Genomic DNA, 17,360 nt, shown 5'->3' with positions numbered 1-17,360 from the left:
GAGACGAAAATGCCCAAGATGAAGACCAAGTCGAGCGCCAAGAAGCGCTTCAAGGTGACCGGGACCGGCAAGATCCTGGCTGGTCAGGCCGGCAAGCGCCACGGCATGATCAAACGGACCACCAAGTTCATCCGTACCGCACGCGGCACGACCACCCTGTCGAAGGCTGATGAGCAGATCATCAAGCCGATGATGCCCTACGCCCGCAAGAAATAAGGAGGTCGCGATATGTCCCGTGTTAAAGGTGGTACCACGACCCACGCCCGTCACAAGAAGGTCATCAAGGCAGCCAAAGGTTACTACGGCCGCCGCAAGAATACCTTCAAGGTTGCCCGTCAGGCCGTCGACAAGGCCAACCAGTACGCAACCCGCGACCGCAAGAACCGCAAGCGCAATTTCCGCGCCCTGTGGATCCAGCGGATCAACGCAGGTGTGCGCGCTCATGACGAGCAGATGACCTACTCCCGCTTCATCAACGGCCTGACCCTGGCCGGGATCGAAGTGGACCGCAAGGTTCTGGCCGACCTGGCCGTCAACGAGCCGGAAGCCTTTGCTGCCATCGTCGACCAGGCCAAGGGCGCCCTGGCCGCGTAAGCGACCGGACCCTTCGCAAGACAAGCGAAACCCCGCTCCGCCCGGAGCGGGGTTTTTGCTGTTCCGGGGCAGGCGCCGGGTGCGGGTGCTGCACCTGCGGCGGGCCGCTATAGCTTGCAATCCCGCCCCCTTGTGATAACCCCGTCGCCGTCTGCGAACGGAGGCGGCAATGGACGATCTGAAGGCGAAATATCTGGACCTGATTGCCGGGGCGGGGGACGAATCCGCGCTGGAAGAGCTCCGCGTGCAGGCCGTGGGCAAGAAGGGCGAGATCTCGCTGCAGATGCGCGAGCTGGGCAAGATGAGCCCGGAAGAGCGCCAGGTGATGGGGCCGAAGCTCAACGCCCTGAAGGATGAGATCAATTCCGCCCTGGCCGCCAAGAAGGCCGCCCTGGCCGATGCGGCGCTGGACGAACGCCTGCGCGCCGAATGGCTGGACGTGACCCTGCCGGTGCGCCCACAGCGCCAGGGGACCATCCACCCGGTCAGCCAGGTCTGGGAGGAATGCACCGCCATCTTCGCGGACATGGGCTTCTCCGTGGCCGAGGGGCCGCAGGTGGAAACCGACTGGTACAATTTCGACGCGCTGAACATCCCTGGCCACCACCCCGCGCGGGCCGAGATGGACACCTTCTACATGCACCGCGCCGAGGGCGACAACCGTCCGCCGCATGTGCTGCGCACCCATACCTCGCCGGTGCAGATCCGCTCGATGGAGCAGGGCGGCGCGCCCACCCGGATCATCTGCCCGGGCCGCGTCTATCGCGCCGATTACGACCAGACCCACACGCCGATGTTCCACCAGGTCGAAGGTCTGGCGATCGACCGCGACATCTCCATGGCGAACCTGAAGTGGGTGCTGGAGGAGTTCTTCTCCGCCTATTTCGGCACTAAGGTGAAGACCCGCTTCCGCGCCTCCCACTTCCCCTTCACCGAGCCTTCGGCGGAGGTTGACATCCAGTGTTCCTGGGAGAACGGCACCGTGAAGGTGGGCGAGGGCGACGGCTGGCTTGAAGTGCTGGGGTCGGGCATGATCCACCCCAAGGTGTTGCAGGCGGGCGGGATCGACCCGAACGAATGGCAGGGCTTTGCCTTCGGGATGGGGATCGACCGGATCGCCATGCTGAAATACGGCATCCCCGACCTGCGCGCCTTCTTCGACAGCGACCTGCGCTGGCTGCGCCACTACGGGTTCAGCGCGTTGCAGGTGCCGACGATCCGCGGCGGGGTGTGATCCATGGGCGAGACAATCACGGTATGTGAGAGCATTTGCCGTGATTTCTCTCTGATTTGGTTCTTGGAGCCTAAGCCCTTTCAAGCGCTGCTGACGCTGCTTGCAGCATTTATTGCTTCTTTTACCGCTCTCTACATCGCTATTTGCGTTTATCCCCGTCAGAAGTCATTGGATCAAAAGCTTGAGGCCGCGCGAGAGGCTCGCACCGTTTGTCTGCAAGTCCATCAAAGCTTCTATGACCTGCATAAGAGGATCTTTCTATTAGGGCGCCCTTCGAGCCCTTTGGGCAATCAGTCAGGAGATTTCCGCGACCTTCGACAGGAAGTTGAAAGCGTCGTGGAAGAAATTCAGATAGAGGCGGACTTCGCTTTCTCCCAGCTTAAAGTGGTCGCTTCCGCTCGAGTTGTCGCTGCAGGGAGCCGCCTGTTTAACCGCTTCTGGGATTTTTCAATTGGGCTCCAGGCTAAAAAGAAGGTGCTCAGTCTAGCCAGCGAGCGAGAGACGCAGGTCTTGATGAGAGCACTCGCGTCTTCAGCGTTTGATGGTTGGGGAGACGATTTCGACGGGTTTATTGAAGCTGTCAGAGCCGAATACGGCCTAAGTCAGCACAGGCCGTCTCGGTGACCCCCAAGGCCATCCCCCTACCGCGGGTGGGGGCGTAGCCCCCGCCCATGGGGGCGGTCGGGGGCTGGCCGGGCCGCTACGCGCCCCGGCTGGGGCAGAAGCCCGACGTTGCACTCTTCCTTTGCCTTAAGCCCTGATGCCTGCTTGGCTTTGCCCACGGGGGGTGAAGCCCGTCTCGGAAACTGTCCGGGGGACAGTTTCAGGGCCGAACGGGCGGAGCCCCGGGGCGGGGGCTGGCCGGGCCGCAAGCGTCCCGGCTGGGGCATAGTGCTGACGTTCCGCTTCATTTTGACCCGGAGCCGATCTCTGTGCCTGTCCGCCCGGGGCCGTTTCTGGGCCGAACGGGCCGAAACCACCCCTCCGGTCCGGACCGCAGGCAGGCGCCTGTCTGCGCTTCGCGGCGACGCGCTTGACCTCGGGCGCAGATCCTACAGGCTGACCGCATCAGACACACCCGAGGCCTTCCAATGACCGACACGCCCCAAACCTTCACCTTCGGCGACAGCGAACCCCTCTGTGCCGAACTCCTCGCCCTCGTCCGCTCGGGCCGCAAGACCGCGACCTGCGAGGCGCTGCGGGTCTTTGAGGCAGACCCCGAGGCCATGCCGCAGGTCGGGCGGCGCGACATTGCGCTGAACTGGGATGGAACCCCGGCGCTGGAGATCGAAACCACGGAGGTCACGCTCTGCCGCTTCGACGAGGTGACGGAGGCCTTCGCCCTGGCGGAGGGCGAGGATGACAGCCTTGCCGCTTGGCAGGAGGGGCACCGGGGCTATTTCGAACGCAGCGGGGGCTGGTCCCCGGACCTGATGCTGGTCTGTGAACGCTTCCGCCTGGTGCGTGACCTGGCCGGCGCGCCGGAGCCAGGCCGGGCGATCGGGGGCGGCGGGTGATCCGTCGCGCCCGCGTAGGACAACCCGCGTCGGACAAGGAGATGCCATGCCGCTGTTTCACCACGCCAACCGCGAACGCAACGATGACACGCGCCGGGTCTATGCGCTCTTTGAGATCGCCCATACGACCGTCGATTTCATGGCGGCCCTGGCCTTCATCGTCGGTTCGGTCCTGTTCTTCTACAAGTCGCTGCAGGAGGCGGGCACCTGGCTGTTCCTCGTGGGCTCGATCCTCTTTGCCGTCAAACCCTCGCTGCGCCTCGCGCGGGAGCTGAAGCTTTATGCCATGGGCAAGGAGGAGAACCTGGAGGAACGGTTCGAGGAGTGAGCGCGGCGCGGGACCACCGGGCCCCACCCCCTCGACAAAGCCGCCCTGATGCGCAACAAGCCATGCGACGGTTTCCGGCCCATGGCCGCGCAAGGAACAAAGGGGATCCGCGATGAAATTCACCCTCTCCTGGCTCAAGGAGCATCTCGACACCCAGGCGACCCTGGACGAGATCCTGGAGGCGCTGACCGACCTCGGCCTCGAGGTCGAGGAAGTCACGGACCCGGCGGCGAAACTCAAGGGCTTCAAGCTGGTGAAGGTGCTGGAGGCCGAACAGCATCCTGACGCCGACAAGCTGCGGGTCTGCAAGGTGCAGACCGACGAGGGCGAGACCCAGATCGTCTGTGGCGCGCCGAATGCGCGGGCGGGGATCACCGCCGTTCTGGCCAAGCCCGGCATGTATATCCCCGGCCTCGACATCACCATTTCCGTGGGCAAGATCCGCGGCGTGGAAAGCCACGGCATGATGGCTTCGGAACGCGAGCTGGAACTGTCGGACGAGCATAACGGCATCATCGAGCTGGAAAACGGCGAGGTCGGCCAGGAGTTCGCGGACTGGTTGGCGCAGAACGATCCGGTGAAGGTCGATCCGGTGATCGAGATCGCCATCACCCCGAACCGCCCCGATGCGCTTGGCGTGCACGGTGTGGCGCGCGACCTGGCCGCCCGCGGCCTCGGCACGCTGAAGCCGCTGCCCGGTTACACGCTGGAGGCCACCGCAGGCGCCTGCCCGGTGAATGTCACCATCGACGAGAGCGCCGCCGACGGCTGCCACGTCTTCGCCGGTCGCATCATCAAGGGCGTGAAGAACGGCCCCTCCCCGGCCTGGATGCAGGACAAGCTGCGTGCCATCGGGCTGCGCCCGATCTCGGCCCTGGTCGATGTGACCAACTACTTCACCTACGACATGAACCGCCCGCTGCACGTCTTTGATGCCGGCAGCATCAAGGGCGACCTGGTGATCTCCCGCGCCAAGGGCGGTGAGGAACTGCTGGCGCTGGACGAGAAGACCTACCAGATCCCCGAGGGCGTTCTGGTGATCTCCGACGACAATGGCGTCGAGTCGATCGGCGGCATCATGGGCGGCGAAGCCTCGGGATGTACCGACGAGACCGTGGATGTCTTCGTCGAGGCGGCCTTCTGGGACTTCATCTCGATCGCCCACGGCGGGCGGGCGCTGAAGATCAACTCGGACGCGCGCTATCGCAACGAACGCGGCATCGACCCGGGCTTCAACATGGAGGCGCTGGATCGTGCCTGCGCCATGATCGTGGAGCTGTGCGGCGGTGAGGTGACCGACGCCGTGGTGGCGGGTGAGGTGCCTGACGTCAGCCGCGCCTACAAGCTGGACACGGCGCGTTGTTCCTCGCTCGTGGGCATGGATATTCCCGCCGAGACGCAGCGCGCGACGCTGGAGGCGCTCGGCTTCGTCATGGATGGCGACATGGCCCAGGTGCCCAGCTGGCGCCCCGACGTGCAGGGCGAGGCGGACCTGGTGGAAGAGGTGGCGCGGATCGCCTCGCTGACCAACCTGGAGCCCAAGCCCATGGCGCGAGTGCAGCCCGGTGTGCCGAAGCCCGTGCTGACGCCGATGCAGAAACGCGAGCAGGTGGCGCGCCGCACGGCCGCGGCCCTCGGCTACAACGAATGCGTCACCTACAGCTTCATCGACAAGGCCAGCGCGGAACTGTTCCGCGGCGGCGACGATGCCACGATGCTGGCCAACCCGATCTCGTCCGAGATGTCGCACATGCGCCCCGCGCTGCTGCCGGGCCTCCTGCAGGCCGCGGCTCGCAACCAGGCGCGTGGCATGGCCGACATGGCACTGTTCGAGGCCGGTCCCGCCTGGCACGGCGGTGAGCCGGGGGAACAGCACCTGCAGGTCTCGGGCATCCTGGTGGGCCACACCGGTCCCAAGGACGTGCACGGCGCCGCGCGTGCCGTCGATGTCTTCGACGCCAAGGCCGATTGCGAAGCGATCCTGTCGGCCATCGGCGCGCCGGCCAAGGTGCAGATCCTGCGCGAGGCGGCGGACTGGTGGCACCCGGGCCGCCATGGCCGCATCTGCCTGGGCCCCAAGAAGATGCTGGCCGTCTTCGGCGAAATCCACCCCCGGGTTCTGGCGGCGATGGATGTGAAGGGCCCCGCCGTGGGCTTCACCATCTGGCCCGAAGAGGTGCCGCTGCCGCGCAACACCGACGCCTCGCGCGGGGCGCTGGTGCTGAACGACCTGCAGGCGGTGGAGCGGGACTTCGCCTTCGTCGTCGACGAGGCGGTCGAGGCGCTGACGCTGGTCAACGCGGCTGCGGGCGCCGACAAGGCGCTGATCTCCAACGTGCGGGTCTTCGACGAGTTCATCGGCGGGTCGCTGGGCGAGGGCAAGAAGAGCCTCGCGGTGACCGTGCGCCTGCAACCCACCGAGGCGACGCTGAAGGAAAAGGAGATCGAGGCGATCTCCGCCAGGATCGTCGAGAAGGTGCAGAAGGCCACCGGCGGCACCCTGCGCGGCTGACGGCGCTGGCTCCGCGTCGCGGAGCCTCGCCCCGCCCGCCGTCCCATTCCGCCCGTTCTCTCACACGGCGCGTCCCTCCTCGGGGCGCGCCGTGCGGCTTTCGGTCATTTGCCTTTCCCCTGGGGCTGGTCTAGGCCCGGGACAATCCATGGAGGGATGCGCGATGAGCGATGATGATGAATACGTCTATGACGAGGTTTCGGGCGAATGGATGCCGGCCTCGGAACTGGCCGCCCGCAATGCGGTTCAGGTGGTCGATGCCCAGGGCACGCCGCTGGCCGATGGCGACTCGGTCGTGCTGGTCAAGGACCTGAAGGTGAAGGGCGCGGGCAGCACCCTGAAGCAGGGCACCGTCATCAAGACGATCCGCCTGACCGACAACCCCGAGGAAATCGACTGTCGCCACCCGGAGATCCGTGGCCTGGTCCTGCGCACCGAGTTCGTGAAGAAGAGGTAAGAGATGACCCTGAACGTCTACCTGTCTGGCGAGATCCACACCGACTGGCGTGAGCGCATCACCGATGGAGCTGCCGACCTAGGCATCACCTTCAATGCCCCGGTCACCGATCACGGCGCCTCCGACGATTGCGGCGTGGCGATCCTGGGCGCCGAGGACAACCCCTTCTGGCACGACCACAAGGGCGCCAAGGTGAACGCGATCCGCACCCGCATGGGCATCGAGCAGGCCGATGTGGTCGTCGTGCGCTTCGGCGACAAGTACAAGCAGTGGAACGCGGCCTTCGACGCGGGCTATGCCGCTGCGCTTGGCAAGTCGCTGATCGTGCTGCACGCGCCCGATCTGCGTCATGCGCTGAAAGAGGTGGACGGGGCGGCGCTGGCCGTGGCCGAGACGCCCGAGCAGGTGGTGCAGGTGCTGCGCTACGTGCTGACCGGCGCGCTGCCGGGCTGAACGGGTCCTTTGGCCCCGTGTCGAGCCAATGCCTCCGGCGGGTATGTTTCCGGCAAAGAGAAAAGGGGCGCCGCGCTCTCCGGTCGCGTGACCGCGCCCCTGCCGCGTTCCGCAGCCTGATACAGACATGAAAAGGGCGGCCCCGGGGCCGCCCTCTGTCTCTCTGCGGTGCCGCGCTCAGTCCCGCGGCGGAATGTTCATGCCCCTCTCGGCGGCCGGACGCGCCATGAAGCGATCCACGTAGGCCTGCAGGTTGGCGTAGCTCTTCCACTCCAGCACGTCGTCGGCGCCGTAGTAGCGCAGGGCGCCGTCCAGCCAGGGCACGATGGCGATGTCGGCGATGGAGAAGTCGCCGGCGACCCAGTCGCGGCCCTCCAGCTGGCGATCCAGCACGCCCAGCAGGCGCTTGCCCTCGTTGATGTAGCGTTCGCGCGGGCGCGGGTCCTCGATCTCCTTGCCGGCGAAGGCGTAGAAGAAGCCCAGCTGGCCCAGCATGGGCCCGAGGCCGCCCATCTGCCACATCAGCCACTTGATGACCTCGTACTTGGCGGCGCCTTCCCCCATCAGCTGGCCGGTCTTCTCGGCCAGATAGATCAGGATCGCCCCGCTTTCGAACAGGCCGATCGGTTCGCCGCCCGGCCCGTCGGGATCGATCAGCGCGGGGATCTTGTTGTTGGGGTTCAGCGACAGGAACTCGGGCGATTTCACGTCCTCGTCCTTCAGTGTCACAAGGTGCGCCTCGTAGGGCAGGCCCAGCTCCTCCAGCGCGATGGAGATTTTCACGCCGTTGGGGGTGGGGAAGGAATAGAGCTGGATCCGCTCGGGGGTCTGGGCGGGCCACTTGGCGTCGATGGGGAAGCCTTCGGGGAACATCGGTCTCTCCTTATGGGGCATTTCCCCCGATATAGCCCGCGCGGGTCGAAAAAGAATGTGGGTTGGCCGCGATTTCGGGGCAAAGTCGGTGCATGCGCGCAGAAGGGGCGCGCAGGGATCCACAACAGGGGGGTGATCTTCACCATGCTGAAAGACTTTCAGGCCTTCATCGCCAAGGGCAATGTCATGGACATGGCCGTGGGCATCATCATCGGCGCGGCTTTCACCGCGATCGTGCAATCCATGGTCAAGGACCTGCTGAACCCGGTGCTGGGGCTGATCACCGGCGGGCTCGATTTCACTGACAAGTTCGCCGTTCTGTCGGGCGATGGCCCCTACGAAAGCCTTGTCGCTGCGCGCGAGGCCGGGGCCACCGTCTTTGCCTACGGCGCCTTTTTCTCGGCGGTGATCAACTTTCTCATCATCGCCTTTGTCGTCTTCCTGCTGGTGCGCTATGTCACCCGGCTGAAGGACCGTCTGGCCCGTGAAGAGGTGCCCAACACTCCGGCGGAGGAGAAACCCGCCGGCCCGACCGAGCTGGACGTGCTGCTGGAGATCCGCGACACGCTGAAGAAGGCGGGCTGACGAATGGGGCGGCTCCGCCGCCCCAGGCCCATTGCGTCGCGGGAAGGCTCAGAACTTGTAGCCGACGCGGAGCGACAGGGAGGTCGTGTCCAGCGTCACGTAGTCGTCGCCGTAGATGTAGTGCCCTTCCATGTCGCGCCGGGCGTATTCCAGGCCGGCGAAGGCACCGCTGTCGAACAGCACATCGACACCGACCCCGTAGATCTTGCCGTCGACGTCGCTGACGTCCCATCCGTCGTCCCAGGCGGACTGGCTGTAGCCCGCGAAGCCGTAGAGCAGGGCGCGGCCGGTCACGTAGCCCACGCGGAGCTTCAGGTCGAGGGCGTCGTGCATGCGGTAGACCGGGGTCAGCTCTTCCTTTGGGCCGCCCTCGGTGAAGGCGACTTCCGGCCCGAAGACGACGTTCCCGTAGACGAAGTTGTAGCCGAGGAAGGCGCCAAGTTCGGTGGTTTCCGTGAGGCCATAGGGCATTTCGACTGTCTGGCCCTGGTAGACGTAGTTGTAGCCAACGCGGTCGCCGCTGAAGGCCTCGGCCTTCAGGCCGCCGTAGATCCCCTGCCAGGCTTCTGCCGGCGGCGGGGCGGACTGTGCCAGGGCCGGGGCGGCGGGCAGGGCGAGGGCGAACATGGTGAGGAGGGGCGGTGCAAAGCGCGTCATGGATCGTTTCCGGTCGTTTAGATAAGTGGCGATCAGGAGCCGCCGGTCTGCCTGAGGGCCCGCGCGGCTCTTCTGGCGCCAACCTCCGACATCCCGGCCGGAAGGCCTATCACCCGGATTCGGGGATATTCGGGAACGGCGCCCCGGTCGCCCGCAGGATGCGCCACGGGCTGCGGGAGGGATCGGTGTTTGCACTGGAAGCGGCGACGGGTTTCTGCGAGAAATCCCGCATCTGACGCGAGGATCTTCGATGCCCGACCAGCTAGACCGTTCCATCCTGCGGGTGCTGCAGAAAAGCGGCCGCATTTCCAATGCGGAGCTGTCGGAGAAGGTCGGCCTGTCGCAATCGGCCTGCCACCGCCGCGTGCAGCGGCTGGAGGCCGAGGGCTACATCCGGGACTACGTGGCCCTGTTGAACGCCCGCAAGATGCAGCTGGCCACCACCGTCTTCGTCGAGATCGGCTTGTCGGGCCAGGCGGACGAGCTTCTGGAGGCCTTCGAGACCGCCGTGGCGCGTGTGCCCGAGGTTCTGGAGGTGCACCTGATGGCCGGGACGGCGGACTACCTGCTGAAGGTGGTCGCCGAAAGCTCGGAGGATTTCGCCCGCATCCACCGGCAGAGCCTGGCGCGGCTGCCCGGCGTGCAGCGCATGCAAAGCTCCTTCGCGCTGCGGACCGTCTTCAAGACGACAGCGCTGCCGGTCTGATCCTTCCCGGGGCAGGGATGCGACAGGGGCGGCAGGGTGTCCCGTGCCGCCCCTGTCCCTGACGTCGACCGCGCGATCACTCTTTGTCGCGACCGCCGTAAAGCCGCAGGTTGCGCGGTTCGAGGAAGATCAGGGTGGCCATGACCCCGAAGGCGAACTCGTACAGCTCGAAGCGACGGTTGGCCTCGCCGCACATCAGCAACGCGATCGAAGCGGCGATCGCCAGCACCGCGTGGCGCGGGCGTGGCACCGGGACGGCCAGGATTTCGCAGAAGCGGCGCACCCAGTTGGCGAAGGGGTAGAGCAGCGGAAGCACCACGAGATAGAGCAGCAGCACCACCGTCAGCCAGGATCCGAAGAGCGAGGTCGCCAGCTGCGTGTCGCCGACCATCATGTTGTGCAGGTTGGTTTCTTCCTGGAAGTTGTTGGCGACGAAGAAGTCGCCGGAGACCCAGCCGAAGACCCGCTGACCCCAGGAGATTTCCTCGCCGGCGACGAAGAAGAAGAGCAGCGCGTAGAACACCGTCAGCATCGCAAGCGCGCGCAGGCCCTGGCCGCGCAGCTGCGACGCGCGCCAGACCAGCAGGACCCCGGCCACCACCAGAAAGAGCGCGGTCATGTATTCGTAGGGGCCGTCCTCGCGCATCAGCACGAATTCGAACAGGTCGGGGTTGAACCAGGCGAAGGGGATCGCAAAGGCCTGGGACAGGTAGAAGAAGAGGTACAGCGGCAGGGTCACGTTGCGCGGCGCCGCCACCGGGAACTGGGCGAGGGTCTGGTTTTGCATCTGCTGGTCCGGGTCTGATCCGCTGGCAGACTGCGGGATCGTCCCGCAGCGGCGCGTGCGAAGCTATGGATTTTCTGAACTGGAAAGTTCGGATTGGCGTCACATATCTGTTGCTTCCCCTTGTCGCAAACCCATTTCGCGTGCACAGGCGCACAAATGGCAGGTCGCTTGCAGCCCTGGGGCGCGCGGGGCATTGTGCCGCCACGCAACATCATCGGGAAATGCACATGGCCGTTCTTGCTGTCGTCTACTGGTCGGGGTCTGCCACCATCACGCTTGCCGCCAGGGCCGTGGCGGGGGGCGCGGCGGCAGCTGGGGCCGAGGTGCATATGGTGGATGTGCTGCACCCGAAGGACATCGACTGGTCCCTGCTGGCGCGGGCCGATGGCATCGTCCTGGGCGCGCCGACCTACATGGGCGGGGTCGCTGCGGGGATGAAGGCCTTCATGGACGAAACGGGCCATGCGATCTGGACCGAGCGTCTGTGGAAGGACAAGCTGGCGGGCGGGTTCACCTGTGGCATCCAGCAGGCGGGCGACAAGCTGGCGACGCTGAAATCCATGGCTGTTTTCGCCGCGCAGCACGGCATGCTCTGGATCGGGCAGGAGGTGATCGGCGCGCCGGTGGTGCCGGAAAATGCCGGTCTGAATGCCTCGGGTACCTTCCTGGGACTGGCGGTCGGCTCTGCCACGGATGGGCAGCTGGACCCGGGTGACGCCGCCTCGGCGCGCCTCTTCGGCGAACGGCTGGCCGGGGCGCTGGCCCGCTGGGGTTGAGGGCCGCCGCCGCCGTTCAGGCCCGCAAACCCAGCCCCTGAAAACGACAAACCCCCGGGGCCAGGCCGCGGGGGTCGTCTTTGTGTCGGGTCTTCCATGAGGAAGAAAAGGCTCCTTAGAGGAGACCTTCGCGTTGCGCCTTCTTGCGCGCCAGCTTGCGGGCGCGGCGGATTGCTTCGGCCTTCTCGCGCGCTTTCTTCTCGGAAGGCTTCTCGAAATGTTGCTTGAGCTTCATTTCGCGGAAAACGCCTTCGCGCTGCAGCTTTTTCTTCAGGGCACGGAGCGCCTGATCGACATTGTTGTCGCGAACACTAACCTGCATGTGGTTGTCACCACCTTCCTAAGTTAAAGTTTCAATAGTTGCAGGAGGTGGCCGTATAGCAAGGGTCGCCCTATTTGTCCAGCAGGGCCCGTGATATGTCCGACCGGGGTAGTCCGGCCAGCAGGCCAGGCGGGCCGCGCAGACGGCACAGCAAGACGGAGAGCATCATGACCGAGGAAACCGACGCCCGGGGCACGGCCCCCACTGCCGCCGACCGGCTGCTGGAGGCGGCGCTGATCCACGTCCCCTTCGACGGGTGGAGCACGGCCACCTTGCAGGCCGCCGCCCAGGATGCCGACATCTCGCCCGAGCTGGCCAAGGCGCTGTTCCCGCGCGGCGCGGTCGACCTGGCACTGGCCTATCATCGGGCCGGGGACGCTGAAATGGCTCGACTTTTCGCCGCCGAGGCGGCCGAGGGCGCGCATGGTGAGCTGCGCTATTCCGAGAAGGTCGCCCGCGCCATCCGCCTGCGGCTGGAGATCGCGGACAAGGAGCTGGTGCGGCGCGGCGCGGCGCTGTTTGCCCTGCCGCAGCACACTGCCGACGGCGCCCGGGCCGTCTGGGGGTCGGCGGATGCGATCTGGACCGCGCTTGGCGACACCTCCGACGATCTGAACTGGTATTCCAAGCGCGCCACGCTGTCGGGCGTCTATTCCTCCGTCGTGCTCTACTGGCTGGGCGACGACAGCCTGGATCATCAGGCGACCTGGGATTTCCTCGACCGGCGCATCGGCGACGTGATGCGATTCGAGAAGGTGAAGGGCCGGGTGATGTCCTCCCCCCTTGGGCGGCTGATCGAGAAGGGGCCGCTGGGCGTGCTGTCGCGCGTGAAGGCGCCGCAGGGGGCCTCTGACCTGCCGGGCCAGGCGGGCCCCTCGGGCCGCTGAGCGGCGACACAAGCCCGGCTTTTGGGGGCGCGCGGCTGGTGGGCCGACGCCTCCGGCGGGAATATTTTCGGCAAAGAGAAGATGATGAGGGGGCGCGAGACATGCGCGTGATCGAGATTTCCGAACCGGGTGGACCCGAGGTGTTGGTGCCGGGCGAGCGGGCGCTGCCCGAGCCGGGGCCGGGCGAGGTGCGCATTCGCGTGGCCTGGGCCGGGGTGAACCGGCCTGACGCCCTGCAACGGGCCGGCAACTACGCGCCGCCGCCCGGCGCCTCGGACCTGCCGGGGCTGGAGGCCTCGGGCGAGATCGTGGCCCTGGGCGAGGGCGTTCCCGAGGCTGCCCTGGGCGCCCTCGTCTGCGCCCTGTTGCCCGGCGGCGGTTACGCCGAAGAGGTGGTGACGCCCTACGCCCATTGCCTGCCGGTGCCCGAGGGCATGGGCCTGCGCGAGGCCGCCTGCCTGCCCGAGACCTTCTTCACCGTCTGGGAAAACGTGTTCCGCCGCGGCCGCCTGACCGGCGGCGAGGTCTTCCTCGTGCACGGCGGCAGTTCCGGCATCGGCACCACCGCGATCCAGCTGGCCAAGGCCTTTGGCGCCCGGGTCTTCGCCACCGCCGGCTCCGCCGAGAAATGCGCCGCCTGCGAGAAGCTGGGCGCCGAGCGGGCGATCAACTACCGCGAGGAGGATTATGTCGAGGTGCTGAAGGAAGCCGGCGGCGCCGACGTGATCTTGGACATGGTGGGCGGGGACTACATCCCCCGCGACATCCGCGCGCTTAACCACGAGGGGCGGCTGGTGATGATCGCCTTCCTTGGCGGGCCCAAGGCCGAGGTGAACTTCGCCCAGGTGATGATGAAGCGGTTGATCGTGACCGGGTCCACCCTGCGTGCCCAGTCCGACCAGGTGAAGGCAGAGATCGCCGAGGGCCTGCGAGAGCATGTCTGGCCCCTGCTGGCCGCGGGCCGCGTGGCGCCGGTGATGGACAGCACCTTCCCGCTGGAAGAGGCGGCGGCGGCCCACGCCCGCATGGAAAGCTCCGGCCATATTGGCAAGATCGTCCTGGAGGTAGCGGGCGGCTGAGGCGGCAGCCGGTCGTTCCGCTCTCGACTGTCTGCCCTCAACTGGATGTGAGGGCGGAACGACCGCCCGGGGGGCATGCGTTGGACCCGAAAGGACAATTCAACCACGGAGCCTTCCCATGCCTCTTTCCATCGACCTTGCCGGAAAACACGCCCTCGTCACCGGGTCCACCAAGGGCATCGGCTATGCCATCGCGAAACGCCTGGCCGAAGCCGGTGCCCGCGTCACCCTGAACGGCCGCGATACGGCAGGGGTGAAACAGGCCATTGACCGGATGCAGCATGAGGTGCCGGGCGCAGAGATTGGCGGGCTGGCCGCCGATCTGGCCGATGCGGCGGAGGCGGACCGGCTGATCTCCGACCTCGGCGGCTGCGACATCCTGGTGAACAACGCGGGCATCTTCGGAGATGTCGATTTTTTCGAGGCCGATGATGACCTCTGGCAGAAGTACTGGGACGTGAACGTCATGTCCGGTATGCGTCTGGCCCGCGCGCTGGCGCCAGGCATGGTGAAGAAGGGCTGGGGGCGGATCCTGTTCCTCGGCTCCGAAAGCTCCTTCAACATCCCCGATAGCATGATCCACTACGGCGTGACCAAGGCCGCCGACGTGGCCCTGGCCCGCGGCCTGGCCAAGCGGTTGGCGGAAACCGGTGTGACGGTGAACTCGCTGCTGCCCGGTCCGACCCTGTCGGACGGCATGAAGGCGGGCCTCGACACCTCAGACGGGCGCAGCGAGGCCGAAGTGGCCCGCGATTTCGTGAAGTCCGCTCGCCCCAGCTCGATCATCGGGCGCGCGGCGGATGTCGAGGAGGTGGCGAACATGGCGCTTTATGCCTGCTCGCCCCTGTCCTCGGCCACCACCGGGGCCTCGCTGCGGGTCGAGGGCGGGATCATCGACACGCCCTGAACGCCTGTCGGTCGCCGATGGCGTCGAAAAGAGCCAAGTGCGCACGGCAATCGCGCCGTGCGCGGGCTCCGAACGCCCTCAGGCCATATCGGCGGGCTCGCATCCTGGAGGTGGGGGCGGCTGGATCCCGCCCTAGGCGGCGGGTCGTCGCCCGGTCGCCCCGACCGTCCAGGCTGATGGCGGGGCCGTTTTACTTGTCGTAGGCGGCCAGCCCGTCGAAATCCATCATGCCGAGGATCTCGGACATTTGCTCTTCGGAGGCGGTGCCCGTGGCCTGGATCAGCACCCGATTCGCGACCAGACCGGAGATCTCGCCGTCCTGGTTGACCATGCGCTGATCACCGAATTCCAGCAGTTCGCCCATCATGGCCATCATTTGCGGATTGCCCAGCATGCTGGCCATGGAGGTTACTATGGGGTTGTCAGCGTCCAGCGTCAGGGTGACGTGATCGCCCTCCGGACTGATGTAGTCCGCTGCGGCGGAGGCGCCGCCCATGCCGACCATCGACATGCCCTCGTTGGCATCTTCATCAATCTCGCGGCTCCAGCCATCGGGGGCCTCGGGCAGGAAGCGTGTCAGCTTGCCGCCCTGAAGGGCGACAACCGCCTTCTGGGCCTCGGTCAGCCGGGCAGCAGTCATGCCCAGGTCACCCTTTTCGTAGTTCTCCAATGCGCTTTCCAGCGCATCCGTCACCGGATCGGCCTGCAGGGGGGCCGAGACAAGAGCAAGGGCCAGTGCGGTCGCGGTTGCAACAGAGGTCTTCATTGTAAATACCTTTCAAAAGCGGTCTTTCCCCGGGACGGGAATACGGCCCGGTGCGGGCGGAATGGCTCGCCCGAGCGGCATGATGCATCAGCGCAGAGGCCCTGGAAACCAGATCGCGACGCGAAACAACCATCGCGGCAATCCTTTGCCTGCTCGGTCTCGCGGCAGGGCGCAGGCCAAGGGGCTGACAGACGCAGCCGTCGCGACATGCCTGAACCGCCAGAGGCTGCTCTTCACCGACTGCCGCCCGGTCAGCCTGCGGGTTGCCAGCCCGTCAGGCGCGCGCGGGGCCTAGCCCCCGATGGCATCGAACAGGGCCGAGGAGGCGCGGCAATCGCGCCGCACGTCCGGGGCGCAGTCGCGCGGCTGCAGGTCCTTGGTCAGGCAGATCCGCACCTCGCGGATGCGGTTGTCGGGGCAGGTGACGGTGACGCCATCGGCCGAAAGATGGGGATTGGCCTCCAGGAAGGCCTCCTCGATCACCCGGGCGGGCAGGCGCACGTCCTCGTCCAGCTGGCGCAGGACCTGCGGGCGCGTGACGCTGTCATAGGCCTGCCGCGACAGGTCGAAGTAGGCCTCCGACGACAGCCCGGAACAGCGGCCGTGGGCCTGCCATTCGTGCCAGGCGAGGCCCGCGGTCGCCATGATGTCGGCCATTGCGGCGGTGTCGGCGCGGCTGGGATTGCGCATCGGGCTGCGGCAATCGCTGGGGTAGCCCTGTTCGTGCTGCGGCCACAGCCCGTGCAGGATCCAGCCGAAGCGTTTGCCGGGCGCGCATTGCTCCGGATCGCCCTGCACCTCGCAGAAGGCGGGCGACCAGCTCAGCGCCATGACGTAATAGTCGAAGTCCCCGGGCCGGTCGGAGGCGACAGCGCGCAGCGGCATGAGCAGGATCATCAACAGGACAAGGGTGCGACGCATATCACTCTTCCATTTGCGGCCCGACCCGACTATATAGCGCCCGAGTTCCCCGACAACGGAAACCTGCATCGCCCCGGCGATGCGCCCCGGCCCCGAAGGCCAGGGCCCGGGACAGACATATCTGACCGCAGGTTTCCACCACGCCAGATGTTCAGGAGTTGAGACATGCAGGGCAAACCGATCATGGCCAAGGCCACCGCCGTCTGGCTGGTGGACAACACCACGATGAGCTTCAAGCAGATCGCCGATTTCACCGGCATGCACGAGCTGGAGATCCAGGGTATCGCCGACGGCGAAGTGGCCCAGGGCGTGAAGGGCTTCGACCCGGTCGCCAATAACCAGCTGACCCAGGAAGAGATCGACAAGGCCGAGGCCGATCCGCTGCACAAGCTGAAGCTGAAGTTCAACGCCGCCGCCGTGGGCGAGGAAAAGCGCCGTGGCCCGCGCTACACCCCGCTGTCGAAACGCCAGGACCGTCCGAATTCGATCCTGTGGCTGGTGAAGTTCCACCCCGAACTGTCGGACGGCCAGATTTCCAAACTGGTGGGCACCACCAAGCCGACGATCCAGTCGATCCGCGAACGCACCCACTGGAACATCGCCAACATGCAGCCGATCGACCCGGTCGCGCTCGGCCTGTGCAAGCAGACCGAGCTGGACGCTGCTGTGCAGAAGGCCGCCGCCGAACGCGCCAAGCGGGGCGAGGCGATCACCGACGACGAGCGCCGCAAGCTCTTGTCGACCGAACAGAGCCTGGAGATGGAGGCCGAGCCGCGTATCCCGACCGCCATCGAGGGGCTGGAAACCTTCTCGCTGACCTCCGACGATCAGGACGACGAGGACAAGAGCAAGGACGACGATCTGCGCGACGCCGACAGCTTCTTCAACCTGCCGGGCGGCAGCGATGACGACGACGAGGAAGACGACAAGTAATCGTCCCCTTCATCCCCTGCATTCAGCCCGCTGGAGCGCCGCTCCGGCGGGCTTTTTTCTGCGCTT

The 17,360-nt window shown here is 66.2% G+C and carries 22 protein-coding genes; 16 read left to right on the top strand and 6 right to left on the bottom strand.

Going from position 1 to position 17,360, the window contains the following annotated elements; translation table 11 throughout:
* The first annotated feature begins 9 nt into the window (after positions 1-9).
* The 9 genes from rpmI to CVM50_RS07605 all read left to right on the top strand — a co-directional run bounded on the left by rpmI (position 10) and on the right by CVM50_RS07605 (position 7,095).
* On the top strand, positions 10-216 hold the full coding sequence (rpmI, locus tag CVM50_RS07645; RefSeq protein WP_085888640.1) for a 50S ribosomal protein L35: 207 nt from the start codon (positions 10-12) through the stop codon (positions 214-216).
* A gap of 12 nt (positions 217-228) precedes the next feature.
* The gene (gene rplT / locus CVM50_RS07640) at positions 229-594 is read left to right on the top strand and encodes a 50S ribosomal protein L20 (RefSeq protein WP_085888639.1); all 366 of its coding nucleotides are present in this window, start codon (positions 229-231) and stop codon (positions 592-594) included.
* Positions 595-763: 169 nt separating this feature from the next.
* Positions 764-1,828: a phenylalanine--tRNA ligase subunit alpha gene (gene pheS / locus CVM50_RS07635; RefSeq protein WP_085888638.1), complete on the top strand. Its 1,065-nt coding sequence runs from the start codon at positions 764-766 to the stop codon at positions 1,826-1,828.
* Positions 1,829-1,831: 3 nt separating this feature from the next.
* Positions 1,832-2,452, top strand: coding sequence for a hypothetical protein (locus CVM50_RS21305; RefSeq protein WP_143515616.1), 621 nt, complete (start codon positions 1,832-1,834; stop codon positions 2,450-2,452).
* Positions 2,453-2,919: 467 nt separating this feature from the next.
* Positions 2,920-3,345, top strand: coding sequence for an ASCH domain-containing protein (locus tag CVM50_RS07625; RefSeq protein ID WP_085888636.1), 426 nt, complete (start codon positions 2,920-2,922; stop codon positions 3,343-3,345).
* 46 nt (positions 3,346-3,391) lie between these two features.
* Positions 3,392-3,673: a YrhK family protein gene (locus CVM50_RS07620; protein ID WP_085888635.1), complete on the top strand. Its 282-nt coding sequence runs from the start codon at positions 3,392-3,394 to the stop codon at positions 3,671-3,673.
* A gap of 112 nt (positions 3,674-3,785) precedes the next feature.
* A complete protein-coding gene (gene pheT, locus CVM50_RS07615; protein WP_085888634.1) occupies positions 3,786-6,185 on the top strand; it encodes a phenylalanine--tRNA ligase subunit beta in 2,400 nt (799 codons plus the stop codon).
* 163 nt (positions 6,186-6,348) lie between these two features.
* The gene (locus CVM50_RS07610) at positions 6,349-6,642 is read left to right on the top strand and encodes an alkylphosphonate utilization protein (protein WP_100148455.1); all 294 of its coding nucleotides are present in this window, start codon (positions 6,349-6,351) and stop codon (positions 6,640-6,642) included.
* Between the two features lie 3 nt (positions 6,643-6,645).
* A complete protein-coding gene (locus CVM50_RS07605; protein WP_085888632.1) occupies positions 6,646-7,095 on the top strand; it encodes a YtoQ family protein in 450 nt (149 codons plus the stop codon).
* Positions 7,096-7,272: 177 nt separating this feature from the next.
* Here CVM50_RS07605 and CVM50_RS07600 read toward each other — a convergent pair whose 3' ends face one another.
* Entirely contained in the window at positions 7,273-7,968 is a 696-nt protein-coding gene (locus tag CVM50_RS07600; protein WP_085888631.1) for a glutathione S-transferase N-terminal domain-containing protein, read from the bottom strand.
* Between the two features lie 144 nt (positions 7,969-8,112).
* Here CVM50_RS07600 and mscL point away from each other — a divergent pair, with 144 nt between their 5' ends.
* Positions 8,113-8,553, top strand: coding sequence for a large conductance mechanosensitive channel protein MscL (gene mscL / locus CVM50_RS07595; protein ID WP_085888950.1), 441 nt, complete (start codon positions 8,113-8,115; stop codon positions 8,551-8,553).
* Between the two features lie 48 nt (positions 8,554-8,601).
* Here mscL and CVM50_RS07590 read toward each other — a convergent pair whose 3' ends face one another.
* Positions 8,602-9,210 carry an outer membrane protein gene (locus tag CVM50_RS07590; RefSeq protein ID WP_157792152.1) on the bottom strand — a complete coding sequence of 203 codons (609 nt, stop codon included), beginning with the start codon at positions 9,208-9,210 and terminating at the stop codon, positions 8,602-8,604.
* 250 nt (positions 9,211-9,460) lie between these two features.
* Here CVM50_RS07590 and CVM50_RS07585 point away from each other — a divergent pair, with 250 nt between their 5' ends.
* Positions 9,461-9,916, top strand: a complete 456-nt coding sequence (locus CVM50_RS07585) for an Lrp/AsnC family transcriptional regulator (RefSeq protein WP_085888630.1) — start codon at positions 9,461-9,463, stop codon at positions 9,914-9,916.
* A 76-nt stretch (positions 9,917-9,992) separates the two neighbouring features.
* Here CVM50_RS07585 and CVM50_RS07580 read toward each other — a convergent pair whose 3' ends face one another.
* The gene (locus CVM50_RS07580) at positions 9,993-10,703 is read right to left on the bottom strand and encodes a hypothetical protein (RefSeq protein WP_085888629.1); all 711 of its coding nucleotides are present in this window, start codon (positions 10,701-10,703) and stop codon (positions 9,993-9,995) included.
* Positions 10,704-10,930: 227 nt separating this feature from the next.
* On the opposite strand from CVM50_RS07580, the gene CVM50_RS07575 reads away from it, so the two are divergent.
* Positions 10,931-11,479: a flavodoxin family protein gene (locus CVM50_RS07575; protein WP_157792150.1), complete on the top strand. Its 549-nt coding sequence runs from the start codon at positions 10,931-10,933 to the stop codon at positions 11,477-11,479.
* 115 nt (positions 11,480-11,594) lie between these two features.
* On the opposite strand, the gene rpsU is transcribed toward CVM50_RS07575, so the two are convergent.
* Positions 11,595-11,801, bottom strand: a complete 207-nt coding sequence (rpsU, locus tag CVM50_RS07570) for a 30S ribosomal protein S21 (RefSeq protein WP_005614280.1) — start codon at positions 11,799-11,801, stop codon at positions 11,595-11,597.
* Between the two features lie 167 nt (positions 11,802-11,968).
* Between rpsU and CVM50_RS07565 the strand changes: the two genes are divergently transcribed.
* The 3 genes from CVM50_RS07565 (at position 11,969) to CVM50_RS07555 (ending at position 14,674) form a co-directional block, all read left to right on the top strand.
* On the top strand, positions 11,969-12,688 hold the full coding sequence (locus tag CVM50_RS07565) for a COQ9 family protein (RefSeq protein WP_085888627.1): 720 nt from the start codon (positions 11,969-11,971) through the stop codon (positions 12,686-12,688).
* A gap of 101 nt (positions 12,689-12,789) precedes the next feature.
* Positions 12,790-13,767: an NAD(P)H-quinone oxidoreductase gene (locus CVM50_RS07560; protein ID WP_085888626.1), complete on the top strand. Its 978-nt coding sequence runs from the start codon at positions 12,790-12,792 to the stop codon at positions 13,765-13,767.
* Between the two features lie 118 nt (positions 13,768-13,885).
* On the top strand, positions 13,886-14,674 hold the full coding sequence (locus tag CVM50_RS07555; protein ID WP_085888625.1) for an SDR family NAD(P)-dependent oxidoreductase: 789 nt from the start codon (positions 13,886-13,888) through the stop codon (positions 14,672-14,674).
* Between the two features lie 190 nt (positions 14,675-14,864).
* Here CVM50_RS07555 and CVM50_RS07550 read toward each other — a convergent pair whose 3' ends face one another.
* Together CVM50_RS07550 and CVM50_RS07545 are read right to left on the bottom strand one after the other, a co-directional pair.
* Complete coding sequence (locus tag CVM50_RS07550; protein ID WP_085888624.1) at positions 14,865-15,440, bottom strand: hypothetical protein; 576 nt, start codon at positions 15,438-15,440, stop codon at positions 14,865-14,867.
* Between the two features lie 291 nt (positions 15,441-15,731).
* Positions 15,732-16,361 carry a ribonuclease T2 family protein gene (locus CVM50_RS07545; RefSeq protein ID WP_085888623.1) on the bottom strand — a complete coding sequence of 210 codons (630 nt, stop codon included), beginning with the start codon at positions 16,359-16,361 and terminating at the stop codon, positions 15,732-15,734.
* A 165-nt stretch (positions 16,362-16,526) separates the two neighbouring features.
* Between CVM50_RS07545 and CVM50_RS07540 the strand changes: the two genes are divergently transcribed.
* Entirely contained in the window at positions 16,527-17,294 is a 768-nt protein-coding gene (locus tag CVM50_RS07540; RefSeq protein WP_085888622.1) for a DUF1013 domain-containing protein, read from the top strand.
* Positions 17,295-17,360 lie beyond the last annotated feature (66 nt).

Source organism: Pseudooceanicola marinus, from assembly GCF_002786295.1.
Taxonomy (GTDB): Bacteria; Pseudomonadota; Alphaproteobacteria; order Rhodobacterales; family Rhodobacteraceae; genus Pseudooceanicola; species Pseudooceanicola marinus.
The sequence above is the reverse complement of the archived record's forward strand: the minus strand, read 5'-3'. Positions and strand labels throughout refer to the sequence as shown.